At 64.3% G+C, this 23444-nt stretch carries 23 protein-coding genes and 2 pseudogenes; 6 read left to right on the top strand and 19 right to left on the bottom strand.

The window, feature by feature from the left end:
• Positions 1 to 8 precede the first annotated feature (8 nt).
• From IN820_RS16665 to IN820_RS16645, 5 genes are all read right to left on the bottom strand, one after another.
• On the bottom strand, positions 9 to 614 hold the full coding sequence (locus IN820_RS16665) for a PilX N-terminal domain-containing pilus assembly protein (protein ID WP_193682035.1): 606 nt from the start codon (positions 612 to 614) through the stop codon (positions 9 to 11).
• Positions 611 to 1462 carry a PilW family protein gene (locus tag IN820_RS16660; RefSeq protein WP_193682034.1) on the bottom strand — a complete coding sequence of 284 codons (852 nt, stop codon included), beginning with the start codon at positions 1460 to 1462 and terminating at the stop codon, positions 611 to 613. The genes IN820_RS16665 and IN820_RS16660 overlap by 4 nt, the downstream gene beginning before the upstream one ends.
• Positions 1459 to 2016 (bottom strand): type IV pilus modification protein PilV, encoded by a 558-nt coding sequence (gene pilV, locus IN820_RS16655; RefSeq protein ID WP_193682033.1) that lies wholly within the window; start codon positions 2014 to 2016, stop codon positions 1459 to 1461. The genes IN820_RS16660 and pilV overlap by 4 nt, the downstream gene beginning before the upstream one ends.
• Positions 2017 to 2024: 8 nt before the next feature.
• Positions 2025 to 2522 (bottom strand): GspH/FimT family pseudopilin, encoded by a 498-nt coding sequence (locus IN820_RS16650; RefSeq protein ID WP_193682032.1) that lies wholly within the window; start codon positions 2520 to 2522, stop codon positions 2025 to 2027.
• 168 nt (positions 2523 to 2690) lie between these two features.
• Positions 2691 to 3188: a GspH/FimT family pseudopilin gene (locus tag IN820_RS16645; protein ID WP_193682031.1), complete on the bottom strand. Its 498-nt coding sequence runs from the start codon at positions 3186 to 3188 to the stop codon at positions 2691 to 2693.
• A gap of 153 nt (positions 3189 to 3341) precedes the next feature.
• Between IN820_RS16645 and thiO the strand changes: the two genes are divergently transcribed.
• The 3 genes from thiO (at position 3342) to speA (ending at position 7203) form a co-directional block, all read left to right on the top strand.
• Complete coding sequence (gene thiO / locus IN820_RS16640; protein WP_193682030.1) at positions 3342 to 4439, top strand: glycine oxidase ThiO; 1098 nt, start codon at positions 3342 to 3344, stop codon at positions 4437 to 4439.
• A 356-nt stretch (positions 4440 to 4795) separates the two neighbouring features.
• On the top strand, positions 4796 to 5167 hold the full coding sequence (locus IN820_RS16635; RefSeq protein ID WP_193682105.1) for a translation initiation factor Sui1: 372 nt from the start codon (positions 4796 to 4798) through the stop codon (positions 5165 to 5167).
• A 122-nt stretch (positions 5168 to 5289) separates the two neighbouring features.
• Positions 5290 to 7203: an arginine decarboxylase gene (speA, locus tag IN820_RS16630; protein WP_193682029.1), complete on the top strand. Its 1914-nt coding sequence runs from the start codon at positions 5290 to 5292 to the stop codon at positions 7201 to 7203.
• A 153-nt stretch (positions 7204 to 7356) separates the two neighbouring features.
• On the opposite strand, the pseudogene IN820_RS22695 reads toward speA, so the two are convergent.
• From IN820_RS22695 to IN820_RS16610, 5 genes and pseudogenes are all read right to left on the bottom strand, one after another.
• Positions 7357 to 7683, bottom strand: a pseudogene (locus IN820_RS22695) (response regulator); the annotation flags it as partial.
• Positions 7684 to 7746: 63 nt separating this feature from the next.
• Positions 7747 to 8859 (bottom strand): annotated as a pseudogene (locus IN820_RS16625) (two-component system sensor histidine kinase NtrB); the annotation flags it as partial.
• Positions 8860 to 8929: 70 nt separating this feature from the next.
• A complete protein-coding gene (locus IN820_RS16620) occupies positions 8930 to 9388 on the bottom strand; it encodes a DUF2214 family protein (RefSeq protein WP_193682027.1) in 459 nt (152 codons plus the stop codon).
• A gap of 3 nt (positions 9389 to 9391) precedes the next feature.
• The gene (locus tag IN820_RS16615) at positions 9392 to 10768 is read right to left on the bottom strand and encodes an MATE family efflux transporter (protein WP_193682026.1); all 1377 of its coding nucleotides are present in this window, start codon (positions 10766 to 10768) and stop codon (positions 9392 to 9394) included.
• Between the two features lie 399 nt (positions 10769 to 11167).
• The gene (locus tag IN820_RS16610) at positions 11168 to 11461 is read right to left on the bottom strand and encodes a hypothetical protein (RefSeq protein WP_193682025.1); all 294 of its coding nucleotides are present in this window, start codon (positions 11459 to 11461) and stop codon (positions 11168 to 11170) included.
• Positions 11462 to 11751: 290 nt separating this feature from the next.
• On the opposite strand from IN820_RS16610, the gene IN820_RS16605 reads away from it, so the two are divergent.
• Positions 11752 to 12582, top strand: a complete 831-nt coding sequence (locus IN820_RS16605) for an SdiA-regulated domain-containing protein (RefSeq protein WP_408005246.1) — start codon at positions 11752 to 11754, stop codon at positions 12580 to 12582.
• A gap of 37 nt (positions 12583 to 12619) precedes the next feature.
• Here IN820_RS16605 and IN820_RS16600 read toward each other — a convergent pair whose 3' ends face one another.
• The 7 genes from IN820_RS16600 to IN820_RS16570 all read right to left on the bottom strand — a co-directional run bounded on the left by IN820_RS16600 (position 12620) and on the right by IN820_RS16570 (position 17840).
• The gene (locus IN820_RS16600) at positions 12620 to 13069 is read right to left on the bottom strand and encodes a DMT family transporter (protein ID WP_193682023.1); all 450 of its coding nucleotides are present in this window, start codon (positions 13067 to 13069) and stop codon (positions 12620 to 12622) included.
• 67 nt (positions 13070 to 13136) lie between these two features.
• Entirely contained in the window at positions 13137 to 13694 is a 558-nt protein-coding gene (locus IN820_RS16595) for a DUF4136 domain-containing protein (protein ID WP_193682022.1), read from the bottom strand.
• Between the two features lie 76 nt (positions 13695 to 13770).
• Complete coding sequence (locus IN820_RS16590) at positions 13771 to 14367, bottom strand: DUF4136 domain-containing protein (protein ID WP_193682021.1); 597 nt, start codon at positions 14365 to 14367, stop codon at positions 13771 to 13773.
• Between the two features lie 18 nt (positions 14368 to 14385).
• Positions 14386 to 15135 (bottom strand): methyltransferase domain-containing protein, encoded by a 750-nt coding sequence (locus tag IN820_RS16585; RefSeq protein WP_193682020.1) that lies wholly within the window; start codon positions 15133 to 15135, stop codon positions 14386 to 14388.
• A complete protein-coding gene (locus IN820_RS16580) occupies positions 15132 to 15437 on the bottom strand; it encodes a nucleotide pyrophosphohydrolase (RefSeq protein WP_193682019.1) in 306 nt (101 codons plus the stop codon). The genes IN820_RS16585 and IN820_RS16580 overlap by 4 nt, the downstream gene beginning before the upstream one ends.
• A 233-nt stretch (positions 15438 to 15670) precedes the next feature.
• Positions 15671 to 16135 carry an REP-associated tyrosine transposase gene (locus tag IN820_RS16575; protein WP_193682018.1) on the bottom strand — a complete coding sequence of 155 codons (465 nt, stop codon included), beginning with the start codon at positions 16133 to 16135 and terminating at the stop codon, positions 15671 to 15673.
• A 121-nt stretch (positions 16136 to 16256) separates the two neighbouring features.
• Positions 16257 to 17840 carry a peptide chain release factor 3 gene (locus tag IN820_RS16570; protein WP_193682017.1) on the bottom strand — a complete coding sequence of 528 codons (1584 nt, stop codon included), beginning with the start codon at positions 17838 to 17840 and terminating at the stop codon, positions 16257 to 16259.
• A gap of 404 nt (positions 17841 to 18244) precedes the next feature.
• Between IN820_RS16570 and IN820_RS16565 the strand changes: the two genes are divergently transcribed.
• A complete protein-coding gene (locus IN820_RS16565; protein WP_193682016.1) occupies positions 18245 to 19408 on the top strand; it encodes a type III PLP-dependent enzyme in 1164 nt (387 codons plus the stop codon).
• Between the two features lie 188 nt (positions 19409 to 19596).
• On the opposite strand, the gene IN820_RS16560 is transcribed toward IN820_RS16565, so the two are convergent.
• Both IN820_RS16560 and IN820_RS16555 read right to left on the bottom strand, forming a co-directional pair.
• A complete protein-coding gene (locus IN820_RS16560; protein WP_193682015.1) occupies positions 19597 to 20355 on the bottom strand; it encodes a tetratricopeptide repeat protein in 759 nt (252 codons plus the stop codon).
• Positions 20355 to 21035, bottom strand: coding sequence for a Fe2+-dependent dioxygenase (locus IN820_RS16555; RefSeq protein ID WP_193682014.1), 681 nt, complete (start codon positions 21033 to 21035; stop codon positions 20355 to 20357). Before IN820_RS16555 ends, IN820_RS16560 begins: the two co-directional genes overlap by 1 nt.
• A gap of 134 nt (positions 21036 to 21169) precedes the next feature.
• Here IN820_RS16555 and IN820_RS16550 point away from each other — a divergent pair, with 134 nt between their 5' ends.
• Positions 21170 to 23431, top strand: a complete 2262-nt coding sequence (locus IN820_RS16550) for a TonB-dependent receptor (protein ID WP_193682013.1) — start codon at positions 21170 to 21172, stop codon at positions 23429 to 23431.
• The last annotated feature ends 13 nt before the right edge of the window (positions 23432 to 23444 follow it).

Here is a 23444-nt window from a genome sequence, read left to right as displayed (position 1 = left end):
GTCGGCTCTCAATTGTTAAGGCCAAGGTAGATGTTGGCGTGCGTCGACTGCAGATACAGGGCATCGCCGGTTTTGCCGTTGTTGAGGTAGAAGTAGGTGCCGCTTCCCTCGCCGCGCCCGCCGTATTCAGCGTTGACGACGGCATTGCCGGTTTCATCCGCCACGATGCTGTGGTAATAGGCATCGCCTTTGGTCTCGGCTGCCGGGTCGGTGCCGCGATAGGGCATCCAGATGTTCGAGGGCACTTCGAGGAAGTTCGCGACAATTAGCTTGGGGGTCTCGACGAAGGTCAGCAAGCGATCGGTCTTGATTTCGAGCAGGCAGGGCTTGTTGAGCCCGTTGGTTTTCAGTGTGTTCGACGAGGAGCAGTTCTGGGCGTTTGCTTCCAGCTTGTCGACCAGGTTGCCTGGACCATAGAAGCGGAACTCGGCTTCGCGCAGGGCCGCATCGGCAACATTCTGGAATTGCATGTCATGAGCGCGGTTGGCGGTAATACGCGACTCGAGGGTGACACCGCGCATGCTGCTGACGGCCAGCAGGGTCAGTACCAGCAGCATGACGAGGGAAACGAGCAATACCGCGCCGCCTTGGGACTTGCGAAAGAGAGGGGTCATGGCATGAGATTCCTGATGGTCTGGGTGCTGCCTGCGATCTGGTAGATGCGCTTGTTGTCCGCCTCCTGCAGCCTGGCCTGGGCGTCTGCCGGCGCCTCGCGCAGCCAGTCGGCGAGAATCTTCGAGTCATCGCCATCGCGCTGTCCTGCACGGCTGGCCAGCAGCAGGGCATAGCGCACGCTGCGGATTGCGCCGCTGGACGGAGACCAGTCCGCTTGCGGGACGAAGGTGGTGACTTCCTTTTCCAGCATGTCCGTGTTGCCCACACCGAAATCCAGGCGCAGGTCGGCGATGCCGCGCAGCAGTTCGCCGTACTGTGGGCTGGTTGCATTCAGGCTTTTGCACAGCAGGCGGCCCTCCTGCAACTCGCCGTCCACGCTGGGTTCGTACTTGAATGCCAGTACGGTGAGGTCGCTTTCGCTGGTCGGGCCCGAGGGGAAGGCTTCGTCATAGGCGACGGGGCTGGCCGCGCCCTGGCAGTCCAGTTCGCCACTGGTCTGCGGTTGGTAGCGGATGCAGAAGCCGGTGCCCTCGCTGGGATCGAGCCCGGTGACGGCATGCCCTGCGCTGAAGGCGAGACAGCCGTTCGCGGCCGGGCGCGAGGGGAAGACGATATCCAGCAGCGCCGACGGCGTCCGACGATAGCCGGCCTTGCCCAGGTAGTCGCTGATGGTCAACGCGGCGAAGCGGCTGCTTTCCAGGTTGCCGGCCTGGTTCTGCTGGAAGACGTAGTTGCGCTTGTTGTCGATATAGACCTGGGTAATGCCGAGGATAAGAAAGCTGCTGATGGCGAGCGCGATCAGCAGTTCGATCATCGACAGGCCGGCTTGCTCGTTCATCTTGTTCATGGCTCTACCCGCACGGTGTAGGTGCAAACGGTGTCATCGGGATTGCTGGCATCGAGGCAGGCTCCCTCGCGAACTTGCCAGGCCAGGCGAATCTCGATCATCGAACCCTTGTCGTCGCAGTCGCCAGGTGTGGAGCTGCGGCAGATGTAGGTGTGGTCCTCGAACAGCTCCGCACCGCCGGGCAGCAGGGCCTCGACCCTGTCGGCCCAGCAGTCGCGAAATTCTTGCGCGGTCTTGGCGATGCGGGTCGGGCTCGTCACGCAGGCGGCGCGATTGGCGAAGTCGTCGCCTTTCTTCTTGTAGAGCAGGGAGGCGCTCTTTATCCCGCTGTTCATGGGGAACTGCGGCGGTGCCATGTCGAAGAGCGCCTTCGGGTGGGCCCGCATGATTTCGATCAGGTCGCCAGCCAATACGATGGCGGTGTTGCGTTGCACCGAATCCTGGGTGTATTGGATGCTGCGTCCCTGCAAGGCCACCATGCCGAGTATTCCGATGGTGGTCAGCAGCAGTGCCACGAGCACTTCGATCAGGCTGAAGCCTTTGTTGGTCGTCATCGCATTCCTCATGGGGCGCAGCTGTCCAAGGCGGCACCAGTGGCGTCTTGCCTGCCGCGCGGATAGAGAAGAGTGCTGCCGCTGGGCTGGACTTCGAGCAGGTAGCCCGTGCTGGGGTCGGCATCGCGGCAGAGGGTGAACCTGGCGGCCGTGGCGGTGCCGTTGGCGCGGTAGAGCAGTTTGTCGTCGCTGAGAGAGGAAGCGAGGATGAGCACCTGCTCGGGATCGTGCGCCAGAATGCGCTCGACTTCGCCGCTGCCGGCCTTGCGGATTTCCCACGGCCCATTGGCCTTGATCCATATCTCGTAGGGCGTGCGGTTGACGACCGCTTGTCCGCGGGCGTGTTGTAGGAAGGCAACCAGTTCCTCAGCCTTGCTCTGCAACTGATTGTTGCGGATCAGGGTGCCGAAGCTGGGGATGGCGATGACCGCGAATATCGCCAGCAGAGCAACGGTGATCATCAGCTCGACCAAGGTGAATCCGTGCATGTCGGTTCGGCGTGACATGGTGTGCTCCAGGACAATCGTGAGCGGATGATGCAAATGCGCCGTTGTCTTGTCCCCGCGGGAAAGATGGTTGGCGCGTTTACGTGGACGGGCGGTCGGTCATCGATTTGCCCGCTCCATGCGGTGTGAGCTGCGTCAAGCTTTGTGCGGCGCTTCGGTGCGAGGACATCAATCGCATAGGCTGGCTTTGCTTACGTTCTCCGTCGGCGTTCCCGGGCGCAGGCGTCCTTGGCGGCTGAGGACGAGCTGCCAGGCTAGCTGGCCCTTGTGGCATTGGTAGAATCGCCCATTGCCGGTGGGGCTTGTGCCGTTGTCGTGAAAACGAATGCTCTGGCCGAAACCGTTCCAGCGCAGTGCATCACGCGTGGGAAGCTGGGTGAGCTGCAGTAGCTGGCCACTTGCGGTGCGCACGAGCCAGCCGTCGGCCCAGCTCGTCGAGCAGTCCTGGCCGTCACGGCTGCCGCAAACCTCGATGGTGCGGCGCTGCATGACCGCCTGGGCGCGGGCGTTGTGCAGGACATTCTGGATCTTGTGCATGAGCGCTTGCTGACGATTCCTCTCGATCAGTTCGGTGAGTGCCGGCACGGCTATCGAGGCGACGATGGCCAGTATCGCTAGCGTGCTAATCAGTTCGATCAGGGTGAAGCCTTGATTTCGGTTCGCCATAGTGCGGTTCCTTTGCACGTATGATGTTCAGCCGTCCTGGCTGCTGTGGCGCGTGGTGGCGCTGCATGGCCTTCGCAGGAGTTCTTTTAAAGCAGCCTGCCCGCCAGTCAAGTCGGGGTGGGCAGAAATGTGAACCAGATGGTGGAGAGGAAAGTGGACCAAGATGTGATCGTTGTCGGCGCCGGGGTAATCGGCCTGCTGTCTGCCTATCGGCTGGCGCAGGCCGGCAAGTCTGTTTTGTTGCTGGAGTCCGCCGCCGTTGGCAGCGAAGCCTCCTGGGCCGGGGGCGGTATCGTTTCGCCGCTGTATCCGTGGCGCTACAGTCCGGCGGTCACCGCACTGGCGCATTGGTCGCAGGATTTCTATCCGCAGTTGGGCCAGCGGCTGCTGGCGGAGACCGGGGTCGATCCCGAGGTGCATGTGACCGGTCTGTACTGGCTGGATCTGGATGACGAAGCCCAAGCGCTGGCGTGGGCCGAGCGCCATGGGCGGCCCTTGCGTTCGGTACCGATGAGCGAGGTGCACGAGGCGGTGCCGTCGCTGGGCGGCGGTTATTCTCGTGCGGTGTACATGCCCGGCGTGGCGAATGTGCGTAACCCGCGGTTGTTGCGGGCGCTGCGCGAGGCGCTGCAGCGGTTGCCGAACGTGCGCGTGGTCGAGCAATGCCCGGTGACGGGGTTCGTGCGCGACGGCGGGCGGATCGTCGGTGTGCAGACGGCGCAGGGCGAGCGGCGCGCTGACCAGGTGGTCGTGGCGGCAGGCGCCTGGAGCGGCGAGCTGCTGGCCACGCTGGGGCTGGAGGTGCCGGTGAAACCGATGAAAGGGCAGATGATTCTCTTCAAGTGCGCCGAAGACTTCCTGCCCAGCATGGTGCTGGCCGAGCGGCGCTATGCGATTCCCCGTCGCGATGGTCATATCCTGGTCGGCAGTACGCTGGAGGATGTCGGCTTCGACAAGGTGCCCACCGAAGAGGCGCTGCAAAGCCTCAAGGCGACCGCGATCGAGCTGCTGCCGGCGCTGGCCGGTGCACAGGTGGTCAGGCATTGGGCGGGGCTGCGTCCCGGTTCGCCGGACGGGGTTCCCTATATCGGAGCGGTGAGTGGCTTCGACGGGCTCTGGCTCAATTGCGGGCATTTCCGCAACGGCCTGGTACTGGCGCCCGCCTCCTGCCAGTTGCTGACCGACCTGATGCTCGGACGCGAGCCGGTGGTCGATCCGGCGCCCTATGCACCGACCGGGCGGATCGTGTAGGGCGGGTTTCATTCGCTCTATGGGCTGATGGCGTTCAGGCAGTCACGGAGAATCATTGTAGGAGCGCGCCATGCGCGCGAATCGCGGGCGGGGACGTCGAGGTCATACCGTGAAGCTTTTGCGCGCGTTGTTCGCGGGCATGGCCCGCTCCTACAGACGCCTCCGCGCAACACGTAGCGGGCACATGGCCTCCTTTCTCGAATAGTCGATGGTTGACCCTCGGCAAGCCGAAGCGCCGGGAGGTGGCGGAAAGTTTTGTCGAGCAGTGGCGGATTCGTTCGCCTCGGTCTGTTAAATTGCGCGCTTTTCCGCCGCCTGCTGGCGCGGCTTCCATCCGTTTGATCGAGAGGTGTCCGGTGGCGAAGAAAACCACCTCACTCGCCAGCCTGGGCGGGCTGGTCTATTCCACCGAATCGGGGCGTCATTGCCCCGATTGCGGCAAGCCGGTCGATGCGTGTGTCTGCAGGCAGACGGCCATTGCCGAAGGCGATGGCATCGCCCGGGTGCGCCGTGAAAGCAAGGGGCGTGGTGGCAAGACCGTCACCACCGTCACGGGCGTGCCGTTGCCGGAGGCCGAGCTCAAGGAGCTGGCCAGCGCGTTGAAGCGCCGTTGCGGTACCGGCGGCGCGCTCAAGGATGGGGTGATCGAGATCCAGGGCGATCATGTCCAGTTGCTCATCGACGAGCTGAGCAAACGTGGGTTCAAGGCGAAGAAGTCCGGTGGCTGACTGCCTTCACGCCCGTACTCCGTCTTTTCCGCTATTTCTTGCATATCGGCTGTCGAAGCCGCATAGCCTTCGCGCGGCAATTCATGCCCGCTGCGAAACAGTCATTTCTTCCGGAGGCCTCGATGCCTGTACGACGCACACGTAAAGACGACGGCAGCCAATGGACTGCAGCCGACAGCCGCAGCATCTATGGCATCCGCCATTGGGGGGCGGGTTATTTCGCGATCAACGATCAGGGCAAGGTCGAAGTCCGCCCGCAGGGACCGGACGGCGCGCCGATCGAGTTCAGCGGCCTGATCGAGCAGTTGCGCGAGGCTGGCTTGTCGTTGCCGTTGCTGGTGCGCTTCCCTGGCATCCTGCAGGATCGCGTGCGGCGCCTGACCGGTGCCTTCGACGCCAATATCGAGCGCATGGAGTACGCTGGCAAGTACACCGCGCTGTATCCGATCAAGGTCAACCAGCAGGAAGCGGTGGTGGAGAACATCATCGCCACGCAGAACGTGTCCATCGGGTTGGAGGCGGGCTCCAAGCCGGAGCTGATGGCCGTGCTGGCGCTGGCGCCGAAGGGCGGCACCATCGTCTGCAACGGCTACAAGGACCGCGAGTTCATCCGCCTGGCGTTGATGGGACAGAAGCTCGGCCATAACGTCTTCATCGTCATCGAGAAGGAATCCGAGGTCGGGCTGGTGATCGAGGAGGCGACCGAGCTCAAGCTGACGCCGCAGGTGGGCTTGCGCGTGCGGCTGTCCTCGCTGGCCTCGTCGAAATGGGCGGATACCGGTGGCGAGCGCTCCAAGTTCGGCCTGTCGGCGGCGCAGCTGCTGTCGGTGATCGAGCGCTTCCGGGCGGCCGGGGTCGACCAGGGGATTCGCCTGCTGCACTTTCACATGGGCTCGCAGATCGCCAACCTGGCCGACTATCGCCAGGGCTTTCGCGAGGCGATCCGCTATTACGCCGAGCTGCGCGCGCTGGGCTTGCCGGTGGATTACATCGACGTCGGCGGCGGGCTGGGGGTCGACTACGACGGCACCCATTCGCGCAATGCCAGCTCGATCAACTACGACATGGACGAGTACGCCGGTACCGTGGTCGGCATGCTCAAGGAATTCTGCGATCGCCAGGAGCTGCCGCACCCGCACATCTTCTCCGAGAGCGGCCGGGCGATGACGGCGCACCACGCGGTGCTGGTGATGCAGGTCACCGACATCGAGCGGCACAACGACGAGGTGCCGCAGATCGACAACTACGACGAGCTGCCGGACATCGTCCAGTCGCTGGCCGACCTGCTCGGGCCGACCGACCCGGAAATGGTCACCGAGACCTACTGGCGCGCCACCCACTACATGAGCGAATCGGGTGCGCAATACGCCTCCGGCAAGCTGAGCCTGGCGCAGAAGGCGTTGGCCGAGCAGAGCTATTTCGCCATCTGCCGCCGCCTGTACAACCAGCTCAAGGCGCGCCAGCGTTCGCACCGGGCGGTGCTCGACGAGCTCAACGACAAGCTGGCGGACAAGTACATCTGCAATTTCTCGGTGTTCCAGAGCCTGCCCGATACCTGGGCGATCGACCAGATCCTGCCCATCGTCCCGCTGCAGCGGCTGGGCGAGGAACCGGTGCGCCGCGCGGTGCTGCAGGACCTGACCTGCGACTCGGATGGCAAGATCAAGCACTACGTCGACGAGCAGAGCATCGAGAGCAGCATGCCGGTGCATGAGGTCGCGCCCGGCGAGGAATATTTCCTCGGCGTGTTCCTGGTGGGCGCCTATCAGGAAATCCTCGGCGACATGCACAACCTGTTCGGCGATACCGATTCGGTGAACGTCTATCAGCGCGAGGATGGCAGCTACTACCACGCCGGCATCGAGACCCACGACACCATCGAGGACATGCTGCGCTATGTGCACTTGTCGCCCGAGGAACTGATGACCTACTACCGCGACAAGGTGGCCAGCGCCAGGCTGAGCGCCAAGGAGCGGACCCAGTACATCGATGCGTTGCGCCTGGGGCTGACACGCTCCTCGTACCTGACGCCTTGACGGTGAAAGAGCATCGTAGGGCGGGCGCAACCCGCCGATAGGGCGTTGGCCTCTGGCCCGGTTCGGCGGGTTGCAACCCGCCGTTGCGGCATCGGGCTCCAAAAAACTGGACAGGCATTCACGGTGCCCGAACGCCTCCAGTCACCAGCCCCTTTACAGCAATTCCTGCAAGGCGCGGGAAAGGCTCTCGTAGGTATATGGCTTGTTCAGCAGCGGATAGATCAGCGCCTCGCGGCGCTGCGCTTCGCTGAAGCCGGTGGTGAGCAGTACCGGCAGTTCCGGCAACCGCTGGCGTATCCGGTTGGCCAGTTCCAGGCCATTGGTGCCGCCGGGCATGCGGATGTCGCTGAACAGCAGGTCCACATGGGTCAGCTGGTTGAGCGACTGCATGGCTGCCGTGGCATTGTGGGCGAGAGTCACCTGGAAGCCCATCATCTCCAGCATGTCCTTGCATACCTGGGCCAGGTTGACGTCGTCTTCCACCAGCAGTACGTGCTTGGCAGCCGGGCGGGCAGTATTTTCGCCGCCGTACTGCGTGCGGGCCGGAAGATACAGCGTGACGGTCGTGCCCCTGCCGGGCTCGGACTGTAGCCGCACGCCGCCGCCGGACTGCTTGGCGAAGCCATACACCTGGCTCAGGCCCAGGCCCGTGCCCTGGCCGAACTGCTTGGTGGTGAAGAAAGGCTCGAAAACCCGCTGGGCGACCTCCGGCGATATGCCGCAACCGCTGTCGCTCAGACCGATGGCGACGAAGCGCCCCCGCAGGCCGTCGAACTCTTCCTGCAATTCGCAACTGACGGCGCTCAGGTGGATGGTGCCGGCGCCGGCAATGGCATCGCGCGCGTTGACCGCGAGATTGAGCAGGCTCAACTCCAGCTGGCTCGGGTCCACTTCGATGCTGGGCAGGTCCGACGGGATGTCGCTGGTCAGTTGCAAGTCGCTGCGCAGCGATTGCTTGAGCAGTTGCAGCGTGCTGCGCAGCGTCTCGCTGGGGTCGATGATCTGGGTTCGCAACGGTTCGCGGCGGGCGAAGGCCAGCAACTGGCGGGTGATGCTGCCGCCGTGGTCCGCGGCGTTCCTGATGGCCTCGAACTGGCGCAGCAGGTTTTCGTCGGCGGTCTGGCGCGATCCCAGGTCGGCGGCGCCGCGGATGATGGTCAGCAGGTTGTTGAAGTCATGGGCGAGGCCGCCGGTAAGCTGGCCGAGGGCCTCGAGTTTCTGCGACTGCAACAGTTGCTCGCGCGCTTCGGTCAGGCGCTGCTGTGCCTCGTGGCGTTCGGTGATGTCGCGGGTGATCTTGGCCAGGCCGATCAGCGTGCCCTGCTTGTCATATATCGCTTCGAGCACGGTGAGCGCCCAGAATCGCGTGCCGTCCTTGCGCAAGCGCCAGCCTTCGTCCTGAAAGCGTCCGCCATTTTTCGCTATGTTCAGCGCATCGTCGGGCTTGCCGCCGAGGCGATCCTCCTCGGTGAAGAAACAGGCAAAATGCTGGCCGAGGATTTCCTCGCGGCTGTATCCCTTGATGCGTTCGGCGCCGACGTTCCAACTGATCACATGGCCGTTCAGGTCGAGCATGTAGATGGCATAGTCGACGACGGCATTCACCAGAACTTCGTAGTTCTCGCTGGAGAGCTGGAACGCGGGATTGTCGGACATGGGTATCTCGGTCGGGTGCGGTTCGGTTATGTCGGAGCTGAACGCCTGCGCCTGTGGCGAAACGGCGCGATCAGCCGGTCATTACCCCGAAGCCACGCGCCATGAGCACCGCCAGCAATGGGATCAGCAGAAGCAGCACGAGTTCCAGGCGGATCGCCAGCGTAACCCATCTGGCGGTGCCGCAGGATATTTGCGGTGCCTGGTTCGAATTCAGAGCGGGGCGCCAGCGCAGAAACGTCAGGGTCGGATAGATGGACAGGATGGCCAGCACCACGAACAGGCCGACCTTGGCATGGAACAGGCTGTTTCTCAGGTAGTAGTCCAGGCCCTTGCCGTACAGCATAGCGCGCGCGATGCCGGTGGCCAGCACCAGGGCCGCAGCGATGCCGAAGGCGATGTCGGTGCGGAACAGGCTGCGTGCCCGCTCCAGCGTCAAGGGCTGGCGGAACAGCTGGTGCTCCAGCAACAGCAGGGCGAAGAGCAGGAAGATCGCCATGAAGTGCAAGTAGGCGGCGATGGCATAGGCCATGTTTCAGGTTCCTTTGACGGAATGTCCGGTTGTCCGTTGGGCAAGGATAAACCACGCCCCGCGGCGCTGCAGGGCATGGGCGAGGGTACCCAGGCAGATTCCGCGCAGCAGCATGAAGCTCAGGAAGGCCAGCCACAGGCCGTGATTGCCCAGCCCTTGCAGCAGCCAGCCCAGCGGCAGCGCCATGGCCACCGCCAGCAGCATGCTGTCGCGCATTTCCCGTGCGCGGGTGGCACCGATGAACAGGCCGTCGAGCAGGTAGCTCCACACCGCGACCAGTGGCAGTGCCGCGAGGTAGGGCAGGTAGGTCAGGGCCATCTGGCGCACTTCGGGGATGTCCGTCTGCATGTGGATGAACAGCTGGCCGCCATAGAGGAAGAACAGTCCGAACAGCAGGCTGGCCAGCAGCGACCAGCCGCCGGCAACGACCATCACCCGCCGCAGTGCCAGGCGATCGCCCGCGCCGATGGCATGCCCGCTCAGCGCCTCCACGGCATGCGCCAGGCCGTCCAGCGCATGCGCGGTCAGCAACAGGCCGTTGAGCAGCAGGGCATTGGCGGCAACGGTCGTGTCGCCCAGGCGCGTGCCCTGTACCGTGACCAGGAAGAACACCAGTTGCAAAGCCAGCGAGCGCAGGAAAATGTCGCGGTTGACCGCCATCAGCGGGCGCCAATTGATCCAGCGGCGCAGCGCGCCGGGGTCGAGCCGTCCCGGGTAGCGGACCAGGGCCTTGCGTGTCAGCGCCAGGCCGAGCAGCGCGCCGCTCCATTCGGCGATCACCGATGCCCGCGCCGCACCCGCGACGCCCCAGTCGAGGCCGAGCACGAACCAGAGGTCCAGCACGACATTGGTCAGGTTGGTGGTGAGCAGGATGGCCAGCGGTGCACGGGCATTCTGGGTGCCGAGAAACCAGCCGATCAGCACGTAGCTGGCCAGCGCGGCCGGCAGGCCGAGCAGGCGGGTGTGGAAGTAATCGCGCGTGAGTCCGTCGAGCTCGGCCGATGGTTGCATCAGCTGCAGCGCCGCGTCTTTCAATGGGATGCCCAGCCCGCCCAGCAACAGGGCGAAACCCAGGGCCAGGGCCAGCCCCTGCAGCAGCGTCTGGCGCAGTGCACCGCCGTCGCCACGCCCGGCGGCCTGCGCGGCGAAACCGGTGGTGCCCATGCGCAGAAAGCCCATGACCCACACCAGCAAGGTATAGAGGCTGCCGCCCACGGCGACGGCGCCCAACTGGTGTGCATGCGGCAAGTGCCCGATCACGGCGCTGTCGACCAGTGCCACCAGCGGGACGGACAGATTCGACAGGATCATCGGCGCAGCCAGCGCCCAGACCCTGCGGTGGGTTGGCGCATGACGCCAGGCGGCGAGCAGGCGGGACATGTACGGGCCTCCGGGACAGCCCGGCACTATACGTGGCGTAGGGGGGCGGGAAAAGCCACCGCATCGGTACTCCAGGGCTATCGCGCTATGCGCTCGAAGGCACCGGTTGGGTTGAGCGCAACGAAGCCCAACAGGCGGGGCGCCAGGCGATACGTCCGCCGCGCCATTGCATGCTCGCCGTCGTATACGGCCTTGAACCCGGGGGCCATGTTGGGCTTCGTCGCTGTGCTGCTCAACCCAACGATCCGGCGTTCAGAGAGCCGAAAACAGCGCTGAACGACAGGCGGCATGGACCCGGGCGGAAGCCGGCGTTCTTAGTCCGACCTTCCGACCTCCTATCGAATGGCCGTTGCGGATGACGGTACTCAGCCCACCAGGCGCGCCTGCGCGGCGTGCAGCTCAATGAATCAGCCAGCTCAGCAGCCATAGTCCGAAAAACAGCCAGATCAGGCCGCCGATGATCGAGCCGCGGAAGAATGCCCGCAGCGCCGCGACCAGCAACAGCAGGCCGACCACCAGGGCCGCGAGGCTGAGCAGCGAGCGGTCCATGCCCAGGGTGCGTGAGAGGCCTTCGAGGAAGTTGTGCCCGGCACGGGCGAACATGCCGAAGAAGTCGCTGAGGCCTTCGACGATATAGCGAATCACGGTGCCGAGCGCCTGGCCCAGCCATTCGAAAAAGCCTTCAACCCGCATGCCATTCTCCAGACGCCTGTGATGCGGCGTGTGCCGCCATGTGCTTGGGCCGTTTCAGGCCGCTCAGAGTTCAACCCTGTCAAGGGGGCGGGTACTTCATTCATGTTCCGTTAATGATTCCTGTTATAAGTTGTGGTCCGGCAGAAATGGAGCGCGCCATGATGGCGCCAACTGCCCCAAGGAACCCACCTATGTCCCCTTCGAAAACGGCCGTGGCGGCCCTGACCTCGAGCCGCCGCTTCTGGCTGCTTGCCGCTTTGCTGGCAAGCCTGGTGTATGCCGCCTTCTCGATGCACCTCGGCGAGCGTGTGTTCTACAGCCTGAAGACCGCCTGGCATGAGGCCAACTGGGAGAAGCGCAGCCTCTGGCTGCCCGAGTACCGGGTCGCGGTCGATGCGCTGCCGGTGGAGTCGGTGAAGAACAACCTGTCCGGGCTGACCTACGACGCCCAGCGCGACCAGCTCTGGGCGGTGGTGAACAACCCGGAAGAACTGCTGGCGCTGGGCAAGGACGGCCGCTTCATCGCGCGCTATCCGCTGCAGGGCTTCGCGGATGTCGAGGGGGTGACCTATCTCGGCGACGACCTGCTGGTGCTGACCGAGGAACGCAATCAGTCGCTGGTGATCGTGCGGATTCCCGAAACCGTCGGCCCGCTGAACCGGGGCGATTACCAGTCGGTGACCCTCAACTTGCACGAGGCCGAGAACGCGGGCTTCGAAGGCGTCGGCTACGATCGCGAGGGTGATCGTCTGTTCGTGGTCAAGGAGCATTCGCCGCGCAAGCTGTACGAGATCCAGGGCATCAAGAGCACGCTGGAAGGCAAACTGAACCTGAGCATCATCGATCGCGAAGCCTGGATCGAGAACAAGGACATGGCCAGCGACCTGGCTTCGGTGCACTTCGATGAGCGTACCGGCCACCTGGTGCTGCTGAGCGACGAGGCGAAGATGATGCTGGAGCTCGACGGGCAGGGCGAGATGGTCAGCTTCCGTTCGCTATGGGGTGGTTTCGCCGGGCTCGAACGCAGCGTGCCGCAGGCCGAAGGCATGACCTTCGATGGGCAGGGCAATCTCTATCTGGTCAGCGAGCCCAACCTGTTCTATTCCTTCGAGCACCAGTGAACCGAGGCCTGGCCTGATCTTGCGCAAGGGGCTGGCATCAGCCCCGCTGGATCAGCCAGACGCCAGCGAAGATCAGCAGCAGGCCGGCGACCTTGCCCAGGCCGATCGCCGACGGGCGAAAGCCGGCCCAGCCGAAGTGATCCAGCATCAACGCCATGAACAACTGCCCGGCCAGCACCAGCGCCATGAACAGCAGCGCACCGGTGCGCGGCGCGGCGAAGGTGGCCGTGGCGATGAAGAACGCGCCCAGCAGGCCACCGCTCCAGTGCCACCAGTTGAGCCCCTTGAGCGTCTGCAGCACCGGTAGATCCCGCTGGGCCAGCACGATGCAGAACAGCAGCAGGGTGCCGACCGCGAAGGACAGCAGCGCGGCGCTCAGTGCGTTGCCCAGATGACGGGCCACCTGGCCATTGATGCCGGCCTGCAAGGGCAGCATGGCCCCGGCGATGAAGGGCAGGGTGAGCAACCACCAGGCGACGGCAGGCATAACGGGCTCCGAAATCACGGCGCGACAGTATGGCGGGACGCGATGCCGGCCGCCAGCCTCGTGGGGTTCAGCCTGGCGGATACTGCGAAAGCACCCGGGTCACGATTTCGCGGATAGCCCCGGCGCGCTCGTCGGGCGTGCCTGAGCGGCTGCGCAGAACCTGCTCGGCGCTGCCGCGCCAGACCAGCTTGCCGTCCTTGGCGTCGTAGAGGTCGATCTGCAGGGTGCCCACCTGGTAGTCGACGGTGCGGGTGTCGGTATACATCGGCCCGCCCCAGTAGCCGTACCAGGGGCTGCCCCAGGCACCGGACGTGGTGGTGTACTGCTGGGTGCGCGTATCGACGATGTACCAGGCCTGGACCTGGACGTCCGCCGTCGCGCCACTGGCCGTCGGGCGCAGGCCGCGCTGGTCGAGCTGCTCGGCGATCGCCCCGCGGATGCGCTGCTCGGTGAGGTCGCTCTGGATGCGTGGATCGTCCGGGCGGTATTGCAGGGCCGGCTCTTTCCAGCTCCAGTTGCGGTAGGCGGAAAAATCCCGGTTGGGGTCGAAATCGCGCTGCAGCTGCGTGCTCTGGCAGGCCGTCAGCAGCAGAATGAAAGGGATCACTAACAGTCGTTGGAACATGATCGTTCTCCACGGTGTGGATATAGATGACCAGTCTACGCCTGGCATAGGCGTTTGGTTGTGGCGACGCTCTGGATCAGCGCGGCGGATAGTCGCCCAGTGCCCGCTGTACCGCCGTTCGCACCGCATCCTTGCGTTCGGCCCGGCTGCCGGTACTGCGCGCCTCGGCCTGGTTGCTCCAGACCGCGTTGCCACTGGCGGCATCGAACAGCTCGATGCGTACCACCACAACGTCTTCACGATAGGTGCGTACCAGCGGCCTGCTGCCCCACAGGCCATAGTCGCTGCCATAGCGGCCGCGTCCATAGTAGCTGCCGTAGTCATCGTAGACCTGGCGTTCGCGGGTTTCCGTGCGCGCCGCGGCGCTGACCTGCAAGGTCGCCGGCGACAGGTCCGTCGAGGCGCGCAGCCCGCGTTGCTCCAGCGCATCGGCGACGATTTCCTGCAGCTCTTCGGGCGCGAGCGCAGCGGTGCCGGCCGGCAAGCCGCGCCAGCTCCAGTTGCGGTAGCTGGAAAAGTCCAGCGCCGCGGCCGGATACACACCGCGAACCTCGCCTGCCGTCGACTCCGCCGGCGCAGCGGGCAGGGACGTCGACTCGGCCGTGTACGGGTTGCGGCCCTGGCAGGCGGCGAGCCCCAGGGCCAGCAGGCAGATGGCGATGCGAGGCAGCATGCGGTTCCTCCTGGCCGTTCAGCGCGGCCGGCACAACCAGTGCAGATAGCGCCCGAGCCCGGCAAAGGTCGGATGACGGCGGTAGGCCAGTTCCATTTCCAGCAGCTCGGCGGGCTCGGTGCGCGCCTGGAATTCGGGTGGCATGTAGTCGTGGAATACCCGCACGCCACTGGTATGTTCGACCTTCCACAGCGGGTCGAGTTGCGCCATCAGGTCGCGAGGGTCGAGCGGCTGCTGCGGTGTCAGGCTCTGGCGCTCGCCGGCGAAGGATTGTGCGCGCAGCTTCTTGAAGTGGCCCTTGAGCAGGTTGCGGTAGATCAGCGCGTCGCGGTTGTAGAAGGCCAGCGACAGCCAGCCGTCGGGCATCGTCAGGCGCTGCAGTACCGGCAGGATCGCCGCCGGTTCGGCCAACCACTCCAGCACGGCATGGCAGAGCACCAGGTCGAAACGGCCCTCGACGTGCTCTTGCACCTGTTGCCAGGGCGCCTGGATGAAGCGTGCCGGCTGGCCGGCCGCCGCGAAGCGCTCGCGCGCGCCCTCCAGCATCGGCGCGGCCGGCTCGGCCAGCGTGACCTGGTGCCCCTGTTGCGCCAGCCACAGGCTCATGTGGCCAAGGCCGGCGCCGATGTCCAGTACCCGCAGCGAGCGTTGCGGCAAGACCTCTGCCAGATCGGCCTGCAGTACGGCGAGGCGGATCGCGCCCTTGGCGCCGCCGTAGATCTTCTCGGCGAAACGCGCCGCCAGTTCGTCGAAATGCCGGTCGCTCATCGGGCGAAGCGCCTTTCGTTGTCGGCCAGCTTGGCCAGCAGTGCCTGCTCCATGTCGATACCCAGCTCGCTGCACATCAGCAACAGGTACATGAGGATGTCGCCGACTTCCTGGCCGGCATGTTCGCGCTTGTCGGCGGGTAGCGCGCGGGACTCGTCCTCGTTCAGCCACTGGAATATCTCCACCAGCTCGGCCATCTCCACGCTGGCGGCCATGGCCAGGTTCTTCGGACTGTGGAAACGCTGCCAGTGGTTCTGGTCGCGGATGGCATGGAGGCGCTGGAGGATGGTTTCGATATTCATGGTGGCTGCGGCGTGCGGGAAGGCGGCTAGCTTCCTTCAGCGTGCCGCCTCTCGCAAGGGGGCAAGCCCTGATCGCCCGCNGGGGCCGCTTTTTGTAGGAGCCCGCTTGCGGGCGAATCGAGGCCTGCTGTGGTGACAGTGGTAGAGGCATATACCGTAGTGGAGGCATTCGCGAGCAAGCTCGCTCCTGCAGTTGGGAGCTGGGGCGTGCGGCTTTTGCTGGAGAGCGGGCCTCAGAGCCAGATGGCGTCCCAGTGCGGATAATCGCCGATACGCTTCACCAGCCCCGCTCGTAGTGGATTGGCGACGATACAGCGGGCCGTTGCGGCGAGGTCTTCTTCCTGGCGCAAGGCATGGTCGTGAAAGCCTTTCTGCCAGACGCGACCACTGTCGTTGCGGGCTTCGTTGATGGCGATGGCGCTGCGGGACTTGAGCTGGAGCATCAGTCTGGGCAGTGGCATGCCTTCCAGCTGCGCCAGCCAGTGAACGTGGTCCGGCATCACGACCCAGGCGAGGGAGTGGACTTCCTGGCTCTCGTGCAGACGCCGCATCTCGGCTATCAGCAGGCGAGCCAGGTGCCAGTCATGGAAGAGGGCTTGCCGGTTATGAGTGACCGCCGTCAGCAGATAGATACGCCCCGGTTCCGAAACGCGTCCGGCGCGTAGAGCGCCATGATGGACGAAGCGGCTGGCATCCATTCCAGGCCTCTCGAGATTGACTGTGACTGTAGGAGCCCGCTTGCGGGCGATCCGGGGCTTGCACCGATGATCGGGCCAAAAAGCGATCGCCGGCAAGCCGGCTCCTACAGGATTGTGCCGGTCAATGATGCTCGCGGGTGGCGCGGAATTTCACTTCGGGCCAGCGCTCTTCCATCAGCGACAGGTTCACCCGTGTCGGCGCCAGGTAGGTGAGGTGGCCGCCGCCGTCGATGGCGAGGTTCTCGTAGGCCTTGTTCTTGAAGTCCTCGAGCTTCTTCTTGTCGTCGCACTCGATCCAGCGCGCCGACCAGACGTTGATCGCCTCGTAGGCGCATTCCACCTTGTATTCCTCCTTCAGGCGGCTGGCGACGACGTCGAACTGCAGCACGCCGACTGCGCCGAGGATGATGTCGTTGTTGCGCTCGGGGAAGAACACCTGGGTGGCGCCTTCCTCGGCCAGTTCCTGCAGGCCCTGGCGCAGCTGCTTGGACTTGAGCGGGTCCTTCAGGCGCACGCGGCGGAACAGCTCCGGGGCGAAGTGCGGGATGCCGGTGAACGACAGGGCTTCGCCTTCGCTGAAGGTGTCGCCGATCTGGATGGTGCCGTGGTTGTGCAGGCCGATGATGTCGCCGGCCCAGGCCTCCTCCAGCATTTCGCGTTCGCTGGAGAAGAAGGTCAGGGCGTCGGCGATCTTCAGGTCCTTCTTGATCCGCACGTGGCGCATCTTCATGCCCTTCTCGTACTTGCCCGAGCAGATGCGCATGAAGGCGATCCTGTCCCTGTGCTTGGGGTCCATGTTCGCCTGGATCTTGAACACGAAGCCGCTGAATTTCTCCTCGACCGGCTCCACCGTGCGCTCGTTGGCGACGCGCGCCAGCGGCTTGGGCGCCCAGTCGACGACGGCGTCGAGCACATGGTCGACACCGAAGTTGCCCAGCGCCGTGCCGAAGAACACCGGGGTCATCTCGCCCTTGAGGAAGGCATCCTTGTCGAACTCGTGGCAGGCGCCCTGGACCAGTTCCAGCTGCTCGACGAAATCGTCGTACATGTCGCCCAGGTGCGCGCGGGCCTCGTCCGAGTCCAGCTTGTCGATCACTCGCGTCTCGATGCGCTCATGGCCGTGGCCCGGGACGAAGACGATGATGCGGTCCTCGGTCAGGTGATAGACGCCCTTGAAGTCGCGGTAGCAGCCGATCGGCCAGGTGATGGGGGCGGCCTTGATCTTCAGCACCGCCTCGATCTCGTCGAGCAGCTCGATGGGGTCGCGGATGTCGCGGTCGAGCTTGTTGATGAAGCTGACGATGGGCGTGTCGCGCAGGCGGCAGACGTCCATCAGGGCGATGGTGCGCGGCTCGACGCCCTTGCCGCCGTCGAGGACCATCAGGGCACTGTCGACGGCCGTGAGGGTGCGGTAGGTGTCTTCCGAGAAATCCTCGTGGCCGGGGGTGTCGAGCAGGTTGATCATGTGCTCGCGGTAGGGGAACTGCATCACCGAGGTGGTGATGGAGATGCCGCGCTGTTTTTCCATCTCCATCCAGTCGGAGGTGGCGTGGCGGTCGGATTTGCGCGATTTCACCGTGCCGGCGACGGCGATCGCCTTGCCCATCAGCAGCAGCTTTTCGGTGATGGTGGTCTTGCCCGCATCGGGGTGCGAGATGATGGCGAAGGTACGGCGCTTCGCGACTTCGGCGGCCTGGATGGTCATCGGAATTAAGGAACCCGTCGACGAGTAGTCGGTCTGTCAAAAAAGGCGGCGATTATAGCGGTAAATGGATTTCCTGCGGCCCGCACGGCGGCGGAAAAAGGCCGATTTGTGCAGTTTTCATGACGCTTCGTTTCGAATCGACAACAACGCGAAACGGATGCGCATCCGGGACGTTTTTTTGATTGATCTATGCCCCCCTTGGTCCTAAAGTTCGCGCCCGAACGTCCATGCTGGCAACGATCCATCCGGCTCAAGTACTGACGACGAGAGATCACCTGGTGATGCTCGGCGACATGCCTTGGGAAGTAGGCGAACCAAAGTGGGGATACTGATCAGGCGTTCTTGTCGGGCCAGCGGCCCGCATCCCTCATCCGACTTTTGTTTCCCGTTTTTGGAGCCCCCGCATGACGGTCAAGATCGAAGACTATTTCCCCCGCGCCACCTTCCAGAAGATGAAGGCGTTCGCCGACCAGCACGAAACCCCCTTCGTCGTCATCGACACCGCGACCATCAGCCAGGCCTACGACGACCTGCGCGCCGGTTTCGAATTCGCCAAGGTGTACTACGCGGTCAAGGCCAACCCGGCGGTCGAGATCATCGACCTGCTCAAGGACAAGGGTTCGAGCTTCGACATCGCTTCGATCTACGAGCTGGACAAGGTGATGTCCCGCGGTGTCGGCGCGGAGCGCATCAGCTACGGCAACACCATCAAGAAATCCAAGGACATCCGCTACTTCTACGAGAAGGGCGTGCGCATGTTCGCCACCGACTCCGAAGCCGACCTGCGCAACATCGCCAAGGCCGCGCCGGGCTCGAAGATCTACGTGCGCATCCTCACCGAGGGTTCCACCACCGCCGACTGGCCGCTGTCGCGCAAGTTCGGCTGCCAGACCGACATGGCCATGGATCTGCTGATCCTCGCCCGCCAGCTGGGCCTGGTGCCCTACGGCATCTCTTTCCACGTCGGCTCGCAGCAGCGCGACATCTCCGTGTGGGATGCGGCGATCGCCAAGGTCAAGGTGATCTTCGAGCGCCTGAAGGAAGAGGACGGCATCGAGCTGAAGATGATCAACATGGGCGGCGGCTTCCCGGCCAACTACATCACCCGCACCAACAGCCTGGAAACCTACGCCGAGGAAATCATCCGCTTCCTCAAGGAAGACTTCGGCGACGACCTGCCGGAGATCATCCTCGAGCCGGGCCGCTCGCTGATCGCCAACGCCGGCATCCTGGTCAGCGAAGTGGTGCTGGTCGCGCGCAAGTCGCGCACCGCGGTCGAGCGCTGGGTGTACACCGACGTGGGCAAGTTCTCCGGCCTGATCGAAACCATGGATGAAGCCATCAAGTTCCCCATCTGGACCGAGAAGAAGGGCGAGATGGAAGAAGTCGTGATCGCCGGCCCGACCTGCGACAGCGCCGACATCATGTACGAGGACTACAAGTACGGCCTGCCGCTGAACCTGGCCATCGGCGACCGCCTGTACTGGTTGTCCACCGGCGCCTACACCACCAGCTACAGCGCGGTGGAGTTCAACGGCTTCCCGCCGCTGAAGGCCTATTACATCTAAGCCGTAGCCGCTGCACGAACGCCCCGCCATGCGGGTAATGCTGTTCAGATAAGCGCGGAGAATACTTTGTAGGAGCGCGCCATGCGCGCGAATCGCGGGCGTGGCCCGCTCCTACATGTGATCCAGCTTGAGTCGTTAAGTAAACAGCATTACGCCATGCGGGGTGTTTTCGTCTCCGCCTTTCGCGTTCACCGCAACCCGGCACGTAGCGCGTCGCGCCGCCGGGCGTACCCCTCGACGATATCGGCGATCGCTGGCAACGCGGCGGCCTGCAGGCTCGCCAGCGCGGTTTCGATGAACCTGAGGTGACCCAGCTCCAGGGCGCGGCCCAGCCAGTGTCGAGCCAGCTCCCATTGGCCCTGCGCCAGCAGGACAGCGGCATGGCTGAACTGCCCGCGGAAGTCGCCGGCCTCGGCCGAGCGTGCATACCAGGCGTGCGCCGCGGCCACGTCCTGCGCTACGCCGCAGCCGTCCTCGAGGCAACGGCCGGTCAGGTTCATCGACTTGGCATGGCCAAGCTCGGCGGCCTGGCGGTAGAGCCGGTAGGCCGCGGCCTCGTCCTGCGCGACGCCGCGCCCGGTGGCCAGCAGGTTGGCCAGGTTGTACATGCCCCAGTCCAGGCCCAGATCGGCTGCGCGACGGTAGTACTCGGCGGCGCGCGTCGAGCCTGCGCTGCAACCCCAGCCGTGCTCGTGACAGCGGCCGGCCATGTTGCAGGCCATGGCATGGCCGCGGTCGGCGGCGATGCCGAACCAGGTCAGTGCCAGTGCCGGATCGGCCTCGATACCGCGCCCGTCCAGCAGGATCTGGCCAAGCAGCGCCTGCGCTTCGATTTCCCCGGCCGCGGCCGCGCTGAGCACCAGCCGTGCCGCCCGTTGCGGTTGCTCGGCGAGGTCGTCCAGTTGTGCCGTGTCGAGCGTCTCCTCGCGGCGCAGAAGATGTCGCATCAGACCTCGACCCAGCGCCGCAGCAGGTTGTGATAAGTGCCGGTCAGCTGGACCAGCGAGGGGTGGCCCGGCACGTCCGCGGTCAGTTGCTGAATCGCCTGATCCATCTCGTAGAGCAGGGTGCGCTGGGCGTCCTCGCGGACCAGGCTCTGAATCCAGAAGAACGAGGCCAGCCGTGTGCCGCGGGTTACCGGCTCGACCTTGTGCAGGCTGGTGCTGGGGTAGAGCACCATGTCGCCAGCGGCGAATTTCACCCGCTGCGTGCCATAGGTGTCGTGGATGACCAGTTCGCCACCGTCGTATTCGTCCGGGTCGCTGAAGAACAGGGTTGCCGAGAGATCGGTACGTACGCGTTCGGCGCTGTTGCGCACCTGTCGCACCGCATTGTCGATGTGGTAGCCGAACTGGCCACCTGCCGTATAGCAGTTGAACAGCGGCGGAAACACCTTGCTCGGCAATGCGGCGGACATGAACTGAGGATGCTGCCAGAGGCGTTGCAGCATGGCCTCGGCTATCTCCTGCGCCAGCGGATCGCCCTCGGCCAGTTGCAGGTTGTGCTTGACCTTGGCCGACTGGTAACCGGCCGTGACCTGGCCGTCCAGCCAGTCGGCCTGCTCCAGCGCGGCGCGGATACGATCGGTTTCTTCGAGGGAAAACAGGTTGGCAATGTGTAGCAGCATGGGGCACCGGGCAGACGGAATGTCCAATGAGATTAATTTGCGTTCACATGTTTCAGAATGCGACAGAATGTATCAGAATGCTTCGTGCTAATAATAGCAATTATCACTTGCGCTCATTTGAAGGACTTCCATCCATGTCGCGTCAGTCTCTCGAGCTGTCCCAGCCACCGCGTGTGTTGGCTTCGGCCATTGGTGTTGCCCTTACCGCTTTTTCCGTTCCGTCGCTTGCGCAAACCCCCATCGGTTCCACCTCGCCGCGCCCCGAGAGTCCGGTTGCGCTCGACGAAGTGACCGTCGTCGGGGAAGACGTGCAGGACTACAAGGCCGATACGTCCGCCTCGAAGAAGTACACGGCTCCGCTGCGCGAGACACCGAAGTCGGTCACGGTGATCACCGACCAGGTGATTCGCGATACCGGCTCGCTCACGCTGGTGGATGCGTTGCGCACCACCTCGGGCATTACCTTCGGCGCCGGCGAGGGCGGCAACCCGGCGGGGGACCGGCCGATCATTCGCGGTTTCAATGCCGAGAGCGACACCTTCATCGACGGCCTGCGCGACATCGGTTCGCAGACACGCGAGATCTTCAACGTCGAGAGCATCGAGGTGAGCAAGGGGCCGGGCTCGGCCTACACCGGGGCGGGCTCCACCGGCGGCAGCCTCAACCTGATCAGCAAGACCGCCAAGCAGCGTGACTTCGGCGATGCCAGCGTCACCCTCGGCTCGGACCAGACGCGCCGCTACACCCTGGACGTCAACCGCGTGCTCGGTGACAACGTCGCCGGCCGCCTGAACCTGATGAAACACGAGGCCAACGTCGCCGGCCGCGATGGCGTGGACGTCAGCCGCTGGGGCGTGGCGCCGACCATCACCTTCGGCTTCGACACACCGACCCGGGCAACGCTGTCCTACTACCACCTGGAAACCGACGACATGCCCGATTACGGCATTCCGCTGACGGTGGCTACGGCAGACAATCCAGGCCGCGAGCCGGCCAAGGTCGATCGCGACAACTTCTACGGACTGGAAGGCCGGGACTTCCGCGAGAGCACCACGGATGCCGGCACCATTCGGCTCGAGCACGACCTGAATGAGAACCTGACCATTTCCAATACCACGCGTGTCGCCCGCACCACGCTGGACTACATCGTCACCAACCCGGACGACTCGCGCGGCAACGTGCCCAACGGCCTGGTTTCGCGTTCGGCCAAGAGCCGCAACTCCAATACCCAGAGCTGGGTCAACCAGACCGATCTGACAACACGATTCGATACCGGCAGCATCGAGCACACCCTGGTGACGGGCGTGGAGATCAGCGATGTCGACGTGCACAACCGCCCCTACGTGGTCACCCCGGGCACCAGTGGCAACACCTGTACGCCAGCGCACCTGGCTTCCGGGGACTGCACCAGCCTGTACAACCCGAGCCCCAAGGACGCCTGGACCGGCAGCATCGCGCGCAGTGCCGCGACGACCGATACCGGCACGGAAACGCTTGCGGCCTACGTCTTCGATACGCTGAAGTTCAACGAGCAATGGTCGTTGAACATGGGGTTGCGCTACGACGACTACGAAACGGAGCAGAAGGCCGTCTCCACCGCCGGCGTCGTGACGCGGCCGGAGAACAAGAGCCATTTCTGGAACTACCAGTTGGGCCTGGTCTTCAATCCGCTGCCCAATGGCAGCATCTATGCAGCCTGGTCGACGTCCAGCAACCCGTCCGGGGAGACCGGTGGCGAAGGTGCCGACGCCCTCAGCGAGGCCAACCAGGTCCTCGATCCGGAGCGCAACCGCAACTACGAGGTCGGAACCAAGTGGGACTTCCTCGACGAGCGCCTGGGTTTGACCGCCGCGCTGTTCCGCACCGAGAAGAGCAACGCGCGCGTGACCAATGCCAGCGGTTTCCAGGAGAGCATCGGCGAAACCCGGGTCGACGGCCTGGAACTGGGCGCGACCGGCCAGATCACACGCAATTGGAAGGTGTTCGCCAGCTATACCTATCTGGACGCCGAGCTGGTGAAGTCCGGCGCCGCCAACGTTGGCACCCGTACCGCGCCGGTCTACGTCGAGGGGCTGTACGACGGCAACGAGGTGCCGAGTACGCCGAAGCATAGCTTCAGCTTCTGGAACACCTATAACCTCACCCAGGACCTGAGCATCGGTGGTGGCGCCACCTACGTCGACTCTCGTTATGGCGATACGGCCAATAACATCCAGGTGCCGGACTACTGGCGCTACGACGCGATGGCGGCGTACCGCGTCAGCAAGAATCTCGACCTCCAGCTGAACGTGCAGAACCTGACCGACAAGCGCTACTTCGACCAGGTCTACGGCAGCCACTACGCGCACGTCGCGGCAGGTCGTACCGCCTTGCTGAGTACCAACTTCCACTTCTGAGGCCAAGCCGAGG

It is taken from the genome of Pseudomonas lopnurensis (genome assembly GCF_015070855.1).
GTDB classification, from domain to species: domain Bacteria; phylum Pseudomonadota; class Gammaproteobacteria; order Pseudomonadales; family Pseudomonadaceae; genus Stutzerimonas; species Stutzerimonas lopnurensis.
This window is presented reverse-complemented; position numbering and strand designations above follow the sequence as displayed.